This is a genomic window from Pseudoalteromonas sp. 10-33 (assembly GCF_001469195.1).
In the GTDB taxonomy this organism is placed as follows: Bacteria; Pseudomonadota; Gammaproteobacteria; order Enterobacterales; family Alteromonadaceae; genus Pseudoalteromonas.
On sequence record NZ_LOFI01000001.1, the window covers coordinates 511,000 to 529,386 of the forward strand.

General features: G+C 39.1%; 12 protein-coding genes. 3 read left to right on the forward strand and 9 right to left on the reverse strand.

From position 1 onward, the window contains the following. Positions 1-2: 2 nt before the first annotated feature. Together purU and ATS76_RS02360 are read right to left on the reverse strand one after the other, a co-directional pair. Entirely contained in the window at positions 3-833 is an 831-nt protein-coding gene (purU, locus tag ATS76_RS02355; protein WP_058550887.1) for a formyltetrahydrofolate deformylase, read from the reverse strand. A 194-nt stretch (positions 834-1,027) separates the two neighbouring features. Next, positions 1,028-2,914, reverse strand: a complete 1,887-nt coding sequence (locus ATS76_RS02360) for a hypothetical protein (protein ID WP_058550888.1) — start codon at positions 2,912-2,914, stop codon at positions 1,028-1,030. Positions 2,915-3,101: 187 nt separating this feature from the next. Between ATS76_RS02360 and ATS76_RS02365 the strand changes: the two genes are divergently transcribed. From ATS76_RS02365 to ATS76_RS02375, 3 genes are all read left to right on the forward strand, one after another. Next, positions 3,102-4,079 (forward strand): DNA topoisomerase IB, encoded by a 978-nt coding sequence (locus ATS76_RS02365; protein WP_058550889.1) that lies wholly within the window; start codon positions 3,102-3,104, stop codon positions 4,077-4,079. Positions 4,080-4,356: 277 nt separating this feature from the next. Beyond that, positions 4,357-5,613, forward strand: a complete 1,257-nt coding sequence (locus ATS76_RS02370; protein ID WP_235590901.1) for a L,D-transpeptidase family protein — start codon at positions 4,357-4,359, stop codon at positions 5,611-5,613. A gap of 11 nt (positions 5,614-5,624) precedes the next feature. Next, positions 5,625-6,623: a D-Ala-D-Ala carboxypeptidase family metallohydrolase gene (locus ATS76_RS02375; protein WP_058550891.1), complete on the forward strand. Its 999-nt coding sequence runs from the start codon at positions 5,625-5,627 to the stop codon at positions 6,621-6,623. Positions 6,624-6,680: 57 nt separating this feature from the next. Here ATS76_RS02375 and pelG read toward each other — a convergent pair whose 3' ends face one another. The 7 genes from pelG to ATS76_RS02410 are packed head-to-tail and all read right to left on the reverse strand — an operon-like array spanning position 6,681 to position 18,339. Then, entirely contained in the window at positions 6,681-8,045 is a 1,365-nt protein-coding gene (gene pelG / locus ATS76_RS02380; protein ID WP_058403009.1) for an exopolysaccharide Pel transporter PelG, read from the reverse strand. Then, positions 8,033-9,550 (reverse strand): GT4 family glycosyltransferase PelF, encoded by a 1,518-nt coding sequence (pelF, locus tag ATS76_RS02385; protein ID WP_058550892.1) that lies wholly within the window; start codon positions 9,548-9,550, stop codon positions 8,033-8,035. The genes pelG and pelF overlap by 13 nt, the downstream gene beginning before the upstream one ends. Next, positions 9,543-10,526, reverse strand: coding sequence for a tetratricopeptide repeat protein (locus ATS76_RS02390; protein WP_058550893.1), 984 nt, complete (start codon positions 10,524-10,526; stop codon positions 9,543-9,545). The genes pelF and ATS76_RS02390 overlap by 8 nt, the downstream gene beginning before the upstream one ends. Continuing rightward, positions 10,519-11,820 (reverse strand): PelD GGDEF domain-containing protein, encoded by a 1,302-nt coding sequence (locus tag ATS76_RS02395; RefSeq protein ID WP_058550894.1) that lies wholly within the window; start codon positions 11,818-11,820, stop codon positions 10,519-10,521. The genes ATS76_RS02390 and ATS76_RS02395 overlap by 8 nt, the downstream gene beginning before the upstream one ends. Beyond that, on the reverse strand, positions 11,817-12,332 hold the full coding sequence (locus ATS76_RS02400) for a hypothetical protein (protein WP_058403005.1): 516 nt from the start codon (positions 12,330-12,332) through the stop codon (positions 11,817-11,819). Before ATS76_RS02400 ends, ATS76_RS02395 begins: the two co-directional genes overlap by 4 nt. Positions 12,333-12,346: 14 nt before the next feature. Continuing rightward, entirely contained in the window at positions 12,347-15,628 is a 3,282-nt protein-coding gene (locus tag ATS76_RS02405) for a tetratricopeptide repeat protein (RefSeq protein WP_058550895.1), read from the reverse strand. Further along, positions 15,628-18,339 (reverse strand): endo alpha-1,4 polygalactosaminidase, encoded by a 2,712-nt coding sequence (locus ATS76_RS02410; protein WP_058550896.1) that lies wholly within the window; start codon positions 18,337-18,339, stop codon positions 15,628-15,630. Before ATS76_RS02410 ends, ATS76_RS02405 begins: the two co-directional genes overlap by 1 nt. Positions 18,340-18,387: the final 48 nt, after the last annotated feature.

Here is an 18,387-nt window from a genome sequence, read left to right on the forward strand (position 1 = left end):
CGTTAGCTAAACACCACGGTTTTATTACCATTTATAAATAGCTTGTGCTCTGAAGCAAGTTGCAACGCTTTACAAAAAACCGTTTTTTCAACGTCTTTCCCCATTTTTGCCATCATTTCAGCTGTGTTAGCGTGAGTCACACTTGTCACGTCTTGCAAAATAATTGGGCCTTCATCTAATTCATTATTTACAAAGTGAGCCGTTGCACCAATAATTTTTACGCCGCGCTCAAATGCCTGATGATACGGTTTTGCACCAATAAATGCGGGTAAAAAAGAGTGATGAATATTAATAATTTTACCGTCAAATCGGCCTACAAATTCAGGGCTTAAAATACGCATATATTTGGCTAAACCAATTATATCTGGGTTATAACTAGCAATTAAATCACCTACTTGTTGGTCATGTTCACTTCGGCTTAGCCCAACATGCGATACCACATGAAATGGCACATCAAATCCTTTCGCAAGTGGTTCTAAGTCAGGGTAGTTAGCAATAACAGCGAGTACTTCAATATTAAGTGTTTGTTCAAACTGTTTTAATAGCATACCACCTAAGCAGTGTGCTTCTTTGGTGGCAAGCAACACTACTTTAGTTTTTGCATCGTCATGCAGTGCAAGCTTGGCGCCTTCAGGTAATAAAGCGCGTAGCTGCTCTAAAAAGTCACTTTGTGGTTGCCCTGTCAGCTCAGTGCGCATAAAAAAACGTTTCGCGTCTTTGTCTACAAATTCATTATTACGTGTAATGTTCAAGTTGTTTTTATGGCAAAGTCCGGTGATTTTAGCAATTAAACCTACATCGTCGGCACATTGGGTGGTTAGTATGTAACTCATTTTCCTCATTCTTACCCTGTGATTAATGTTTCATTATTTGTGTTTTAACACATAAAGCAAGGGCTTTGTGGGCTAATCAAATATTAATCATGTTATTGGGGGGCTTGCGTTAATTTTTAGTTTAATAATAGCTTGGCGTGATGGTAGAAGTAGAAAAATGCCACCCAATTACCAGTGGCATTTTTATAAATAAGTTAGGTTTTTGGCTTAGATGCCAAGTCGTCCTCTTGGCGTAAAAAACCAGCGGCTTCTTCATCGTCTTTAGTTAAAGCAGGTTGCATAGGCATTGCGCGGGTTTGTTGATTTAGCTGATGCAGTTGAGAGGCATTACCTAAATCGCGTTCACTCGTTATTGACGCAATTGATTCGCGGTCTTTCAAAAAGGCGATTACATCTTTTTTGATTGCTTGTAATTGACCTTCATCTTTGTGCATTTCCATAATATGGCGAGGATGTTCAAGGTTTTTCATACCTGTTGCGGCAAAGGTTGTCGAAACAATACGTGAAACAATAACCCAAGGCGTTATGCTGCTGCGTACTAGGGTGTTTTCAGAGCGTGTACTGTCGTGAATCCCTGTACCTGTTGATATTTTGGACTCTGTAAATGTGCCTTCACATTTAAAATACACCAGTAATGATTCAAATTGCATTTCGGCAAAAAACAAATGGGCACTGTTACTTAACAGCTGTGCAAAGGCTTTAATTAATACACCAATCAGTAATAAGTGAACACTTGCCATTAATAGCTCACTAAACTCTATAATATTTTGATTATTAAACGCTTGTTCAATGGTGTTTATATTTGCAGCTTCAATATAGTGGTAAATATTAATAAATGAATAAGCAAGTAATACGGTAAAGCTAAGCGCTGCAATGTAGAGCAAGTTACCGCTAATTAACGCAACTAAACGCGAAAGGCTAAACTGTCTACCTAAATCCATAGTGTGCAGTTTAGGTTGAATTTCTTGAATCATTTCACCTTTAAATCCGCCTTTACCTTCAATTTGCTCTTGTAGCTTAGGGTCTAATTCACGGTAAACCCTATTTGGTACTTCTTTGTAACGACGGTTTGCCATCACTAAATTATCAAGGTTTATAAAAATTTCGTCAGGGTGAACAGACTCTTGCCAGTTTTCTCGAAGTTCTGATACTTCTGCACTGGGGGTCACTACGTTTAAACGTGCTTTAATCATTACAAATACGAGAGCACAACTCAGTGCGGCTAGTATAATAATGGCTGTTAAATACAGCCCTGCATTGAGGCTGGGTAATTGTTCTAGCCAGTTGTCTATTTGTTGTTTACTAATGCGTTGCTCCTGCATTAGCCACGACATAGAAAGGCCTATAGCAATGGGTAATATAAACGATAAAGAAATGATCTTAGCAAGCGCACCCGTGCCCAATGCTTCAATGTTTTTTTCTGCATGACGAGAAATAGGTTTGCCAGACGAACGCCAAGAAAACAGCACATAAAACATTAAAATTGCGCTATATATTGGAAAAGCAAGTTCCCCCGCTTCGCCTGTAAAGCCTGATAGTGATACAAATGCAACCAACGCATAAGCAATAAGTGCAACCAGCGTGCTAACCCATGAGCCAAATAAACGTTGGGCAACATTACGTATTGGATAGGGTAAAAATAATAGCTTTGGTATTAAGCTGTGTAGTAAGCGAGATAAAAAGCCGTTTGGTTCTTTAAACGTACTATTTTTGCGCCCAACAAGCATTTCTTCTAGTGTTTGTGCCGTGTAGGCTACTTCGTTTTTTTCTTCTTGTGCAGTAGATGTTTGTGATTTACTAAAGTTAAATGCCAGCGATGTAGGGTGGTTCCTGCCTACAAAGTACTTAAGTGTGGCGTAAATGCCACCCGATAAGGTACGAATACCGAGTGCGAGTATCAGCATGCCAAATATCATTAAAATCCAACCTGCGGTTGCATCTTCTTTTACTGAGCCAGATGCGGTAACTAATAGGCCAACACCTACAACAGACTCAATAAGTCCTCTTACGGCCTTTACTTTTCCCTCCAGTTTAAAAGGGTTTTTTAGTCCAAGATCGATTGATCCGTAATCAAAAGCCATTAAATGCTCCTTATAAATAGCATACCCTAAAAAGGGAATATCAGCAGAGTTACAATAACGTATACACTTTAAACATTATTGCTTAATTTTTGATTGTATATCAATAATATTGTTCAGTTTAAGGTTATTTGAATATGTTAGTTTAAATCTTTTAAGGTTGTCATGATCAAATCGGAGTGCAGTGCTTATGAAGTTAATCTATGTGGATGATAATTTACCTGGTATCACTCGAAAGCTTAAAAATAAGCAATGGCAGTATTTCGATCCCATTGGCAAATTAATAAAAGATGAAGCGGTTATTGAGCGTTTGAATGGCTTAGCATTTCCGCCTGCTTACAAATGCGCATGGTTTTGCCCCGAAGAAAACGGACATATTTTAGCCACAGGTTTTGATAGTAAAGGGCGAAAACAATACCGATACCACCCAGAGTATAGAGCACAGCAAGAAGCTAAAAAATACCAAGCTTGTGGTGTATTTGGCCACAAACTTCCTTTATTGAGAGCCCGTTTAGAATCAGATTTACAAGGTGGTGAGCTAAATATAGAGCGAACATTAGCTGCGGTAGTTAGGCTTATGGATTTAGGAGCGCTAAGAGTTGGCAATGAGCGGAACGTAAAACAAAATAAAAGCTTTGGCGCTACAACATTACGCACACGACACGCAAAGCTGACTGGGAAAAATATTCAGTTAAAATACCGGGCAAAATCGGGAAAAGAACGTGAGGTCAACATTACTGACAGAGTGCTAAGCCATGTAATTAAAGACTTACAAGATTTGCCTGGCCAGCATTTATTTCAGTATATAAGTGAAGGTGAGCGTACTAACGTAACATCGAGCGAAATAAACCAATACATACAGCTAATAATGGGAGAGGAGTTTAGTGCAAAACATTTTAGAACTTGGCGAGCAAGCGTAATTGCATTTAAGCAGCTCGCTAAGGCCAAAGGCGCACTTACCTTAAAAAGCATGCTCGATTGTGTGTCTCAACAATTAGGCAATACCCCAGCAATAGCGCGCAAATCTTACGTTCATCCGGCTTTAATTGCCCTATGTAAAAAAGATGAAGCAGCACAAAATGCGTGGCGTGAGTCACTTACTTTACCTCGAAAGACAAAATATTTGAGCCGTTACGAACGTGGTTTTTTAGCATTTTTAAATGATTAATCGGGATAGCAACTTTACACACTTGAGTATATTAATTACACAAATAGGCTGCGTTATAACTTAGATGAATTAAATTTTATTTTTAAAATTAAATAATATCAGTAGTTTACTGTGTTTTTTGTTATTGGCACTTACGTTGCACCCTTAGTTGATAAATTAACGGCAAGTACAAATTTTTTTATCAACACTATTTAGCGAGGGGTACAACGTGAAGGGACTATTTATAAAAAAATGTTTTACTAAAACAAACAAAGCTACTTTGAAGGGGGCTTTGTTTGTGAGTTTAGTAAGTATGTTTGCTTCACCCATACTAGCGAGTGATGATCTAGACGGTACTTTACTTGCCAGCACTTCACTGACCACATACAGCTCGCAGCACTACACGCAAACAAGTGATAGCTATTACTTTGATCAATATTCAGCCCAATTAATAAAGCGTACTGAAAAAGCGATTAATTGGTACCAAGAGATAGTGAATCGTGGTGGGTTTATTCCTTTACCAGCCAGCGAGTTGCTAGAACTAGGCAGTAACAGTAGAGCTGTGAGTTTATTAGCAATGCGTTTATTTCAAGAACAAGATTTACACACTAACGTATGCGGTGAATCGCCATGCCTTTTTGATAAACATATTGAGCGCGCTGTAAAACAGTTTCAATATCGTCATGGCTTAAACGTTGATGGGCGAGTAGGCCAGAACACGTTTGCCAAGCTTAATATTTCAGCTGAGCAAAAACTCAATACATTAAAGTTAAACTTTTATAGAATTACTAACTTTGCCGGTTCGAGCGATGAACACTACGTGTTTGTAAACATTCCTGAGTATCAGTTGCGTTATGTGAAAGTAGGTGATGTAAAACTTCAAAACAACGTGATTGTTGGTAAACCTAGCTGGGAAACACCGGCATTTAGTGACGAAATAGAAAAATTTGTAGTTAACCCTGAGTGGCGCATACCTATTTCAATTGCTACTAGGGAAATAGCCCCTAAAGTAGCAGAAGATCCTGATTACCTTGTTAAAAACAATATTGAAATCAGAAAAAACAGCTACATAGACTCACAAACAGTTAACCCCAGTAATATTGATTGGGATTCAATTAAGCCTTATCAGTTTGATCATTTTTTAGTGAAACGTGCGGGTGAAAAAAATCCCCTTGGTGAAGTAAAATATTTGTTCCCTAACCCTGAGGCAATTTATGTACATGATACACCTGCAAAGCAGCTCTTTAGACAAACAAGACGTGCGCTATCGCATGGCTGTATAAGAATTGAAGACCCTTTTTCACTTGCACAAGAAATAATTAAACACCAAGGTGAAGAACATGCATTGACACAAGTTAACGATGCACGCAGTGAAAACAGCACACAAACATTTTATTTGGACGAGCCATTACCCATTCATTTAGTTTATTGGACTGCGTGGGTGGATGAAAATAAGCTCGTTAACTTTAGAAATGATATTTACAATCGCGATCAAAAAGCACGCCTTAAAAATGATAACCAGTCGGTTATTGCGGCATTATTAGAAAGTAAATAATGAGAGGTAATATGAAATTAATCGGTTTTTTATTAATCAGTATGTTGGCTACTCTGCTTAGTACGCATTTATTTGCCTCTCAGCCTGCTAAAACGGCTCATCAGGTTGTTGATATACAAAACAGGCCTGCTTTTGAGGACGCAGAATTTAGTTTAAAAATTAACGATATTGTCATGCCATACTCGCTTTTTTCGGTGTTTGTAATGCCCAATGAGCAGGTTGAATTTGAAGTGCTCTATGCGCAATCACCTGACGCCTACACATTAATTAGCGATCAAAAGTCCATGCTAACTGATACTAATCGTTGGCAATGGCAGGCCCCGGATACTCCCGGTTTAACATCGGTAATAATTGAATCGCCAAATAAAAAACAACGTATGGTAATAAATGTGTTTGTAAAAGTACCTGCCGATAAAGTAGAGGGGGGTAAGTTAAAATATTACCAAATAGGGCACTACCCGAAGCCATCGCAAATCAAAGATTCAAAACATTATATTGTTCCTGATGGGTTTGTTGAAGTGACTCCTAAGAATGAAAGTACCAAATTATCGCCTCACTTTTCTTTAAAAGAATTTGTGAGTAAGCAAAAAAGTAATCATCCCAAGTATCTTTTTTTGCAAAGCAAACTGCTGCTTAAGCTAGAAATAATTCGTAAGGAACTAATTTTAGAAGGCATTCCAGTTAGTAACATGGTGGTGATGAGTGGTTACCGAACACCTTATTACAATAGAGCCATTGGGAATGTGAAACTAAGCCGTCATGTGTTTGGAGACGCTGCGGATATTTTTATCGATAACGATGGAAATTACCGTATGGATGATATAAATAAAGATGCCAAATATACTATTGAAGACGCGAAAATGATGGCCAACGTCGTAGAGTCGTTAGCCAGACGTGAATCATTCAAAGGTTTATTGGGCGGGTTAGGAGTTTATGGCCCTAAAGCGCACCGAGGGGCATTTATTCATGTAGATACACGTGGCTTTAAAGCCCGCTGGGTAAGTAAATAAAGTTTACACCTAATAAACAATAAATATATTGGCTACTTTTATTAGGTATAAGCGTCTTTATTGCAACATAAACGTTTCGTATTCTAGGTCTTCAAACTGCTTTGATAGCCAAAACAAGCCTACTACAGAGGTAATTATTGTAGAGAGAGCAAACCCGTAGCCATAAAACTGTGGCCCAAGTGCAATAGATAAATACGTAAGCACAATGTTTAATGCTAAAAATAGGCCTGAGAGCACTAACACAGTAAAGCGCTTATCAAGATAGAACAATATATTGAGAATAGATAAAAATATTACCTGCACGCCTACGCCCACTACATCAATAAAAAGGAGTGTTTTATAGTTAGGATCAATGCCAATATAGGTAAGGATTTGCTCGCCCCATAATAATAAACACGCAACGGTAATGCCTTGAATTTTAAATATGTCGTACAAGCCGCCTCTTGCTGTCGTGATCATGTTATCTTTTAAAAAGTATATCTCTTCGAGTGAGGAGCCCCCCCTAATTGCAGAATAAAAACGGTCATATTGCTCTACAAAGTCGGTTTCCATTCTTACTAAAAATACAGCCATCCCGGGGATAATCGATAAATAAGCCAGAAATATGGGAAGATCGTAAATTGGGCTGGCCCTCAGGGGACCTATGATATGAATGGATGTGCTTGGTGAAAACCAAAACAAAATTTTGTCAGCCCACACACCAATATTGTAAAATAGCCCGCAAAAAAACAGCATGTAATAGACTTTTTTTCGACTAAGAAAGTCAAAGCTGATTAGCTTATTTCCAGGGTAGCGGCGAATAATCATGAATAAAAAACTAAAAAACAGCAGCGCTTCACCAGCAAAAAAAGCAAAAAATAGTCCATCGAGCTGCCAATCTCGTAGTAAAAATGCGAGTAGTACCATGAACGCGTAGCCGCTGAGCATGGTAATTAATATAAGGCGGTACTCCTTCATACCCGATAAAAATATAGCACCTAGCCATTGATTACATAGGCTAACAAAACCACCTAAAATAATAATTTTAGTTACAACGGGTAAAGGCAAAAATGGCCACACAGCAAACCCAACCAGTAATGCACCTATCGTTGTAATAAGTTGCGCACCAAGTAAATTGGGTAGTACCGAGTCATCATCTTTTGTAAAAAATAAATCAGCAACAAACCGCGTAAGCATTAGCTGTAAGCCGCCAGTTAATATTAACGAGGCCGCCATCATGTAAGTGATAAGCGTTAAAAACTGAATAATCAGTAATTTAGGTAGTACAATCCCAAGGCTTAAAATACCAATCAGCATCAGTGCAATAATTGATAATAACCAAGGGCCCGAGCCAATTAAACCTGCGTAGCTATAGGCTTCAAATACAGAAAGAAGCGTGTTTTTTTTGAGAATTTTTCGAATCTCAAAACCTATTCCGGCCATGACATTGTATCCTTATACAGCTTGTTGTATCGGGCAAACATGTGGCTTTCGTCATAAAACGCTTTTACACGTTTTAAACCACTGGTTTGATACTCATGCCATTTTTCATTGTTCTTTAGTATGTTTGCTATTTGTAATGCAGTTTCGCTAGGAGATGCAATTGAGACGACTTCACCAGCTTTACCCAGTGCTTTGTCTTGATCTGTTGCTCCTTCAATAATTTCTCGGCATGAACCCACATCATTGGCCAGTACAGGAACGCCTGCTGCCATTGCTTCTAGTAATACTAAGGGTTGCGCTTCAGAAATAGATGTTAAAGCAACAAGGCCTAATTTAGGGAGTATTTCGGCAATATTTTGCATACCTAAAAATTTAACATGGTGTTCTAAATCAAGGCTTCCCACCAATAATTGACACTCCTTGTAGTATTTAGGGTCTTCTTCAAAAGGGCCTATGATCCAGCCCTCTATTGTGGGCATGCTTGATTGCACTTCTTTGATGGCACGAATAAAGGTTTTAATGTCTTTTATTGGTACTACGCGGCCAATTAATCCGACGGTTAATGGAATAGTTTTAGAACGTGCAGCAAGAGCTTTAGCATAATGAGCGGTTTTAATGCCGTTAGGTACGACTAGCGAGCGCTCTTCTAAGGCTCCATCTTTAATTTGGCGTTGCCTATTGCCTTCGTAAAGTGAAATGATTTTATCGGCTTGGTGATAACTTGTGCGGCCTACTTGTTCAAAGAAAGTGATCCACATTCGGCGAATAAAGCCCATTTCTGTATTTAAATTTTTACCTAAAATTGCTTCAGACTCTTTTATCCAATCGGCTTGAATTAAGTCTATTTTTCGCTCTTTTGTATAAATACCATGCTCAGTTAAGAGGTAAGGCGTGCTATTAATTACACTTGCACCAGCACCTAAAAAACCGGCATAACCTGTCGAAATAGAGTGTATGAGTTTAACTTTTGGTAATTGGCGGGCAATATCTGCAATTTTAAACAAAGGTTTATACAAGTTACGATACGACCAAAAAAAATCAATAAAAGATGATTCGTCGCAAAATGTAAAATAGTAATCAGCTAATACTTGCCAAGATGACTCGCTATATAAAAAATCAGCCTCGTTTATGCCTTTTTTTTGTCCAAGTTGTTCAAATGCAAATTTAAGTAATTCAGTAGGAATAGGCTCTTTTGAGTCTCTAAAGTAACTTTGTAGTTGCTGCCAAAATTCAAATAACTCTTTTTTATATTTAACGCCGTGCTTTGCTTTTATATCAGTATTATTTTGCTCTACTAAATAATGAACATGCAATTTTGTGACATTTTTTGGAAGTGTATATTTAATGTCACCATAATGCTCAGAAGCACCGCCTAAAAAAATAAGCTCAAAGTTATAATGAGGTAGCCCTTCGATAATTTGATGAACCCAACTTGATACCCCCCCACGCACATAGGGATAAGTACCTTCTAACAATAATAATATATCAGCATTGGATTTAGGCATTCCAATACTCCTGTAATTGGCGAAGCTCGCTTCCTTTAGGTTGTTCAGGTAGCTCACTTAAGTAGCGTTTACAGTCATCATATTTATTCATACAAAAGGCAACTTCGGCTTTGTAGGGTAAAACATGGCGACGCGCCATACCTAATTCAGTTGCTTGTACAAGAAAATCAAGCGCACGTTCGTAATGACCCAGCGCTAAATAAACACGCCCTAAAAATACATAATTAGCTGGTTTTTGCGCGTACTCAATACTCTGTAAACTGAGCGCTTCAGCTTTTTCTAATACATATGTTTTTAGAGCGCCTTGTGCGAGCCCTAAATAACTAAGCTCCCAATACACTTGGGCTAATTGTTGCTGTAAATTACTCAGCTCAGGTTGTTTTGTGGTGCTGGCTATTTGTTGCTGATAAACACTAATTTTTTCGTTTAATTTTGTTTCTTTAGCGTCAAGTGTTGAGTAAGCCAGTAAGCGTATATCGTCTTCTAAATCTTTGAGGGCTAGTTTTAAAATTGGGATTGCTTGGCTGTCGCGCATGTGCCGAGCAGCCATTACCGCGGTTAAGCGTTTATTGGGTTCTGTTGCATACTTTAAAATAGCTTTTATGCCACCAATTGAATAAGTAGGGTTTATTGAAATATCGCGAACTTCAAAGGGGAGCTCTGGAATTTCATGTTCTATTATTTCGGTATCGTCATTTTTAAGTGGCTTACATAGCGCGAACGTAAGCGCCAGCACGACACCTAAAATACCAAAAACAGGTAGGCTAAACAGTAACAAGAAAAATAATAGCGAGCCATTTATAAGCGTTGTTTTATATTTATTAGGAATAAAAACGTAGCTTACAAAGGTAAAAAGTATGCTTGCAATGCAATGCAGTAAAATAACAATAAGCCAGTTTGGTGTGCCTAGAATCTCTCGCAGTGCAAAATATTCACATAAAAATGCAACTAAGGCGGCTATCACTACTTTAATCATGTAGGGTTACCAGTTTTGATAGTTCGTCTTTATTGACCGGAAATGCCACTTCTTTCTCTATAATAATATCGAGTTCTGTTAAGGTTTTACCGGTACGCTCTTTACACCAGCTGTTCATTCGCATTACAAAGCCGTCTTTTTCAAGTTCATCGGCAAGCGGCATCAGTATTAATAAAACTTGTTTTTCATTATCGTATAAATAAATGTCTAACCCTCGGCGAGCCTCGGTTAAATACTCCATTAGCCTTCGAGATTCATCGTTAATACTTAGCGCGTTTACCTTTAAAAAGTATGAAGGTATTTTATAACGCTTTGCTTCTTTGTTTGCGTGTTTAACTTGGCGCTTAAAGTAGGGCGACTCTTCACGTGTCATTATTGGGTTAGTGATTTCGTGACGCAATAAATCACCAATGTGTCCGGCCATGACTGCAAGTAAAGTGAGGGTGTTTTCTTTAAGAGCAAAAAACTTCACTTTTTCAACTAAAATAGCCCCATAAATTGTGTCGTTAACATCAATCAATGGGATAGCAATATGATACTTGCTATCACCCGATGAAGCTTTTGGGTTTTTAAGTGACACCAGTTCTTTTTCGTCAAACATGGCGGCTATTAACGGGTCTGAATTAGATGGCTCGCTCATTTTACCTATAGCAGCTAGTGCAGGCTCTCGTATTTTATCGTTTTCTACTTTATATAGGCCTGCTTTTTCAATCGAACCATATTCTATAAATAGATTTAAAATAACCTCTGCGGCACTGTCTAAGCGCCTTTCTTTTAACTTTCCAATTGATTCGCGTACGGCTTGTAATGACTCACGTAAACTAAGCGTATGTCCAGCAAGCATTTGTTCAATGCGGTCATGTGATGAGCTAATTAAATGATATTGGCGCGTAAATTTTTCAAGTCGATCAGATACATATGCAAGTTGAATACTTTGCTGTTGATTAGTGCGCTCCCATACATCTCTAAATTCACCTGCCACCATAACCACAATAATGTAGCCAATCATAGCGTTAATATTAAACTCACTTTGAGGGTCTAATATAGTGCTTTGTATTAGCAATAATTGCCCTACGAGTAAGGTTAAAATACTAATAAAACCTTTTGAGAACCCATAGCGAAGAGCCACAAGTAGCGGTCCTAATACCGGCCAAGAAAACCCTCCTTGCGTCCAATAGGGATCCTCAGCGTTAAATAGAACAGGCAGCCCTAAAGCTAAAGCGGTAAAAAAACATACCTCAGCCCATATCTGCAGCTCAGGAACGTCTCTTGGGCGTAAGAAATGTGTTTTCACTCACTAACCTCAATGTAAGACACTAAATCGGCAATGACATCTTGCGCCGTTGCTGCAATGCTATCGCGTCCCCAACCGCTCTTTGCAATGGTGCCGGTCCAAATGGGTGTTGTTTCCCCGTTTTTTGTAAGCGATAAAGTAAGTGCAACCACAGGCTCTCCATCAAGACCTGCTTTATAACGCCATTCTTCAATACTGCCACTAAGTACATAGTCAGCTTGTTGAGTATTGAGCCATTGCATTGCATTGTTTAAACGGTATTGATCGTCTAAAGGTGGGAGGTCTTTACTGCTATTTCTTGGCGCACGAAGTAACTTAGGTAGCTTATTTTGTTGCCAAATACTCGCTAAAATATCTTCAGCGCGTTCACCTGCCAGTGGTGTTTGTGCATGATTAACAAGCGGTAATAAAGCCACGGTTGTTGATGGGCTAATTTCGATGTCATCAGCAATTCGGCTTGTTGTACACGCCGACAAGAGCAAAACCAAACTAAGTAAAACTAAGCGAAACATATTCTCTCCTAACATTAAAAATGTATGTAATATCCTAATTGTAACTGTGTATCTGAGTTACCGACTTTATTACTACTTTGGTAACCGAGCTGTAATTTAAATAAATCATCACCAAGGACAGACCACCCGGCGCCACTGGAAATAGACACATCTATTGTATCGTTCAGTGTTTGATAGCCTGTACTTATGTCAAATAGCCAAGACGGGCTGGCACCCAAGTATGGGGGCGTTAATGAGCCTGTTGATGCAAATGAAGTACCTAGGGCAAAGCGCCTAAACGGCTCAATAACTATTCGTCTGGGTCTTCTGTCTGTATTAATCGCAGTATTTACTCGTTCAAAGTCTTGCCATTGCGCACTAAAGTAGGCGTTCCAAATAGGGCGATCTTTTAAAATACTGTATTGGTAGCGTGCGTTATATTCTTGTCCATTAACGAGTGTGCTGTTGTTGTCTCTACGCGTGAACGACATTGCAGCAGCCGATAGCTGCAGACTTTGTCTGTTATCAATATTATAATTTATATAAGCCGTGGCTTTATTAAGTTGCGCATAACTTAATAACACTTCAGATTGGCGGTTTTCGGCGTTGTATTGTAAGTTTACGCCAACTTGAGTACGCGTATCCCACTGATAACGAGAGTCTAAACTTAAGCCTTGTCGGCTAACAATATCGCCCTGATGCGTATCAACTTTTGCATTAAAAGCCCACCGGCCAAACGTCATAGTGTTTTCTATTGCGAACAGCAGTCCGTTATTACCAAGGTTTTGCTGATCGCTAAGGCTCAGTTTCCACTGGCCTTTTGCATAAGGAAAATAGACATTTATGTCGTATTGCGTACTATTTAGCCCGGCTTGCGGTGATAGGTTTACTTCAAGTGCGCGAAAATAAGCTGTTCGTGCGTTTCTTAAAAAGCCTAGTTGAGCTTCGTTTGGTTCGTTAATTAGCTCTTCATACCAACGTTGCATAGTTGCATAAGGTTGATTTAGGTATAAAAGCGCGCTTAATTGATCGTTTTCGCTAAGCGTATTTTTGTCAACTAATTGTTTAATTTTACTAAATTCACCTTGGGTCATGTACAACTGGAGTGTTTGCCAAGGTTCAAGTTTTTGCGCCGCACGGCGCGATAACCACCAATTTGCTTGTGCTGTGCCTATGGTTTCAGGGGCTAGCTCATCGAGTGTGTTTAGCTGCATTAAATGTGGCATAGCCATAGCGCCAGCCCATCTAAACATAAGCCCTCGGTATGCGTATTTATCTTTCGGTAAATGCTGAAGAAGATAATGATTAAGCTCGGTGGCGTTAGCGTAATAGCCAAGTTGTTTCATTACATCGGCTAAATTTACTAATGTGGTTAAGTCACTGGGCTCAGCTATCGCTAGTTTTCGTAGGTAAAAATAAGCACTGTTATATGACTTTTCATAAATTGATAAACTCGCCAAAAGCTGACCCCACGCATACGTTGGGTCGTTGCCTGCATAGTTATTTAAAATACGTGAAATCATAATGCTGTCATGCATTTGCAGTGCTAACCAGCCTTGTGCTAGTACCACATCGGGGCTGTATTCGCTCAGTTTTGCGGCGCGGTTAAGTGTTGTATACGCTGAATTCAAATCGCTTTGATTTTGATACCAGTTAGAAATAATTAACCAAGCAGGGTAGAGCGCCTTGTTGTAGCGTTGCTTGTTTAGTTCGTTGTGGATTCGTTCAACGGCGTTTGAATCGTTTATTTGCGTACTTAAGTTAGCAATGTCAATTAGCTGACTTTCGCTCAGTGAAGGTTGCTGCCACAAATACGTCAATAATTCATGTGGGTTGCCTTCAAATCTAAGTTGCTGGTACTGCAATAAATCGCCTGCGCCTAATTTACCCAGTGCTTTGAGTTGCTCAAGGGCATGAAGCTGTTCTTTTTTATTTTTTACCCTAAGCGCCATGTCAACGCGGGCACTCCAAAACTCGTCATCTGTACTTTGCTGCTTTTGCTTTAAAATAGTTAGTGCCGTGTTAAAGTCGTTTTTTAACCAAAACGCGCGAGCTAGCCACATTAAATCCTCTTCGTTTTTGGGACCCTGATAAATAGGCCACAAATTACGTAAACCGTTTAAATTACCTGTGTCATGTAATACTTTTGCTTTCCAATATTGCGATAAAACGCTTTTACCGTTTATGCTTTCAAAACGCTCTATGTGTCTGAGCTCTTGTTTGGCATCGCCAATAAATTCGTTAGTTTGCATCCATTTAGTAAAGCCATTGCCTTTTAGTTGCCTATTTTTAGCTTTATAAGCGTAAATGTCGTTAGCGTCTTGGTACAAGTATAAAGCCGTTGCATCGTTAATACTGTCTGTAAGCATTGATGCGGTAACAGCTTTATTTATCATTAACCATTTAAATTCTTTAAGTGCTTCTTTTGGCTTATTAAGCCAGCGCTTTACTTTCCAGTTAAGTAAATGAAGCTCTTTATCGTTAGGCTTTTGTTTTAGTAGTTTTGAAAGCAATATTTCAGCGCCATTAGCATCGCCATTAGCTAAGTGAAGCTGCATTGACTGTGTTAAGTATTTATTATTGTTAGGTTCTTCGCGCAGCAGTTTTGTAGCTGCAATAATTGCATCTTCTTTATTGCCTGCTAAGTCAGCGAGATAAAGTGTGCGCTTTATGTTTGATTGATCCCCATATTGCTTCCACCACGCATAAGCTTGCACCGCTTCGTTTGCCCCGAGAGCGGTTTCAATGGCTTTTTCAGCTATTGTTTCGCTCATGTTATTTTTGTAAAGCAGCAGCGCTTTTGCAGGCTCGCCTGCGGTTAGCCAATAATCAGCGGCAATTAACGGCTTTTTGTGTGTTTGATAATAATGTGCAAGCTTAACATTCAAACCGAGTGCCTTAGCGATGCTAAGAATGTCTTCGTTCCATGGTTTATAGGCACTAACCTTCAATGAAAGCTCTTCAAATCGATCATCTACATTGGCACCACTTGCAAGCCATAATGAGTAAAGTAACTTTATTTCAAGTTCTGTTTTACGCCGACTTTTTGTTAGTCTTCCTAGCTCATTAGTTGCGTTTGAATATTCACTCAATGCAATATGCAGTTCAACTAATTTAGCACGCAGTTTTTCATTGTTTGGGTCAGTATTAAGTGCAGCGTGTAGGTATGACTTTTCGAACGTGTAGTCTTGTGAAAGTGCATCGTCTTCAAAAAATAAGGTGTGCGGAAATAGCGCATACAACGAAAAACAGCTAACAGCGAGTATTGTTAAAATTGTTTTTATTGAAACCAAATGAGGGCGCTTTTTGGTATTCATTACTTAGCAACCCCTGCGCAGTTTAAATAACCAAAAAAATCACCTGCAGGCAGTTTAAAGTGGGTTATTTTTCCACGAGTGATACCTTTATACCTTTTTCCCATGTGAGATATAAATTGGCATGAGCGGGCATTCACTAAATCAAGTGTTGCAGGTATCCACGCTTTAAAACTAACAGCGCCATTTACTTGCCATGTATCTATTACTACATTGGCAGAGGCTAAATAAGGGGTATTATTTTTTTGGCTGTGGTCAAAACTAATACGCGAGATACCCTCAATAGTGTGTACGTAGTTGCCTTGTTGAGTTACCCCTAGCAGCCCATCGCTTTGTGATATGTTTGCAATATCAAAGTCGCTGGGTATGCGAAGGGTGCGAATATTTTTTGAACTAAACAACCAGTCACCTTTACTATTTTTAGCTAAAGCAGAAAAGTAAAAATCTTTCGCAATTTTTGCATAGTGGCTTAAGTATACCGGTGTATTAGGTCTTTGTAATACATAGTCAATATTATGCTTTAGGGCATCAAGCCCTGCAGGAACTTCGCCAGAATAAAAATGATAGTAAATAGTATAGGGCTTTAACCTGTATGGCTTTTCGGTTATTTCAAAGGTTTCTGTTAGTCGCTTAAATCCGTAATACGGGCCATGCCATAAATTAGTGTATACGTTTTCGTTCAGTATTGGTGCGTAAATTTGATACAGTAAATCACCCTCAGGGCGCGCAATCGGCGATATATGTGAAAGGCTAGGGTTATCACTATTTACATCAGTATTGCCGCCATTTACGTTTAGTACACCAGCATTACGCGCTATTTTTAATGCGTCTGGACCAGGTGTAGCATCGCCCGACCACAACATAAGTACTGTTTTTTTTCCTTTAGGTACTAGCCTTTCGTTAATGTAATTAATGGTGCCGGTAATTTCTTTTTCTAAGCTAATTGTGTCATAGCCAGGTACATCTAAGTGAAACCCATAGTCTGTATCTTCTTCGTCAATCTCTTTTCGGCCCGAAAGCGCGGTCCAAAAGTAAGGGTGGCTATAAGTATGCGAAGCCACTTCTACATAGGGAAGCTCAAAAATACTGCGCGCAATTTTTTCTAGCTTATTACTGTGTTTAGCATGAATCCCTCCAGGCTCAATATCAGCCTGAATAATGGAAGATGTTATGGGAAGTTTATAAGGTTTAATAATGTCATCGCGAATGACCTCTGCGGCATAAGGACTTCCTTCAAAGTGTGCAATGCTGGTAAAGCCATCACCATCTATATGCATAGTAAGCATTCGTCTGCCACTTTCGGTTGTTGTATCGGGTGCTAATATAGCGGGTAATCCCATTGCTTTAGTAAGCAGTGTAAGTGGGTCAACAACCCAGTTACTGCCTTCCATTGGTAGCGTATCAATTAACCATGGGGCAACAATAACCGCGCCATATTTGGTTTTGGCACTTTGTACAATTGTGCTGCTATCAGCTGCTTTGATATCAATAAGAGTGGTGGCTTCTGGCGCTAATTTTAATAAATAAGGTTTGGTAATGGCTGGTGAAGAACCTGACTCACCTTTTAACCATGGTGCTAAATAGTTAAGTTTATAAGGCCCTGGTGGGGAGCTGTTCAGCGTTTGCACGCCTAATGCTGCTAATAATTTAGATGATTGTGGTAGCTCATCAACAATTAATTGAGGCACAACGCCTAAGTTGCTCTCAAGCCAGTTTATAACCGTCGCGGAGTAGAAGCCGGCCATGTTGGTCCACGAAATAATTCCAGCATGTAAACTTGGGTCAACTAATGGCAGGTCTCGCTTGGCCATATCAATATAGTCAGGAATATAACCTAAATATTCAATAAGAGTGGCCAGCTTTAAGTGAACCGTAGAATAAATAAGAGGTTTTAAGTCACTATTGTACGGAATAAGCACACGCCTAGGTACGGGGCTAATAGCTGATGTTCCCCAGGTTTGTAAATGCCCATCGGTCACCCAAGCATTAAACCCTGAAGCAATAATTTTTTCAGCCATTACAAGACGTTTATCAGGTTTTGCATAATCAATAACTTGAACGTTAAAACCTAAACTTTGCGCTTTTTTAAGTTGGGCAGCTAACCAAGCTTGATCGCTCTCAGTGGTAAATTTGTAGCTATCATCAAGCGGATTAAAATGGCTAAATAACCCCTCAGCGACTAAATCGGTTGCAAGGTTTTGTAGGTTAGGGAGTAACTCAAAGCCACGATTGAGCACTAATTGCTTTTGAAATACTAAAGAAAGATCTTTTATTATTGAAACTAATCCAGCCTGCTGCGCTGATTTGTTGTAGCGTGCATTGTCTAATAATTGATAGCTATCAAGGGTGTCTAAAAACAACCCACTAAAGCCACGTTTTTTTAATGCAACAGCCGAGCTATTTAATTGTTGTTGCCATTGTGTTGAAGTTAAATCGGAAATGTAGCTATTCCAATTAGGGTTTGTGGTGAGTGAATAATCACTTTCATTGTATGATTCGCCAATGCTCAAATAAGCATAAACTGAAATGTTACGTTCTTTAAACCAATTTAATTCATGCTCAGTCACTAACTCAGGTTGCACAACAACGCGCGAGTAAAAAGTCATTTCGGCTAGGGGCATTGGGGCTGAGTAGTAAAATGCGATGCTGTTATTAACGGGTTTTGCTAGTAACTGCGCTGATACTAAAAGCAAAAGCCATAAAATATATTTCATTAATGATTCGTTATATTAATTTTAAACTATTGCTCAAAGGAAGGCGTT

What these genes read in the sequence shown, in the direction of transcription:
- pelG (WP_058403009.1), bottom strand. Translation starts at nt 8,045, where the DNA reads ATGGCCGGAATAGGTTTTGAGATTCGAAAAATTCTCAAAAAAAACACG.
- ATS76_RS02375 (WP_058550891.1), top strand. Translation starts at nt 5,625, where the DNA reads ATGAAATTAATCGGTTTTTTATTAATCAGTATGTTGGCTACTCTGCTT.
- ATS76_RS02365 (WP_058550889.1), top strand. Translation starts at nt 3,102, where the DNA reads ATGAAGTTAATCTATGTGGATGATAATTTACCTGGTATCACTCGAAAG.
- ATS76_RS02410 (WP_058550896.1), bottom strand. Translation starts at nt 18,339, where the DNA reads ATGAAATATATTTTATGGCTTTTGCTTTTAGTATCAGCGCAGTTACTA.
- purU (WP_058550887.1), bottom strand. Translation starts at nt 833, where the DNA reads ATGAGTTACATACTAACCACCCAATGTGCCGACGATGTAGGTTTAATT.
- ATS76_RS02405 (WP_058550895.1), bottom strand. Translation starts at nt 15,628, where the DNA reads ATGAATACCAAAAAGCGCCCTCATTTGGTTTCAATAAAAACAATTTTA.
- ATS76_RS02360 (WP_058550888.1), bottom strand. Translation starts at nt 2,914, where the DNA reads ATGGCTTTTGATTACGGATCAATCGATCTTGGACTAAAAAACCCTTTT.
- pelF (WP_058550892.1), bottom strand. Translation starts at nt 9,550, where the DNA reads ATGCCTAAATCCAATGCTGATATATTATTATTGTTAGAAGGTACTTAT.
- ATS76_RS02390 (WP_058550893.1), bottom strand. Translation starts at nt 10,526, where the DNA reads ATGATTAAAGTAGTGATAGCCGCCTTAGTTGCATTTTTATGTGAATAT.
- ATS76_RS02400 (WP_058403005.1), bottom strand. Translation starts at nt 12,332, where the DNA reads ATGTTTCGCTTAGTTTTACTTAGTTTGGTTTTGCTCTTGTCGGCGTGT.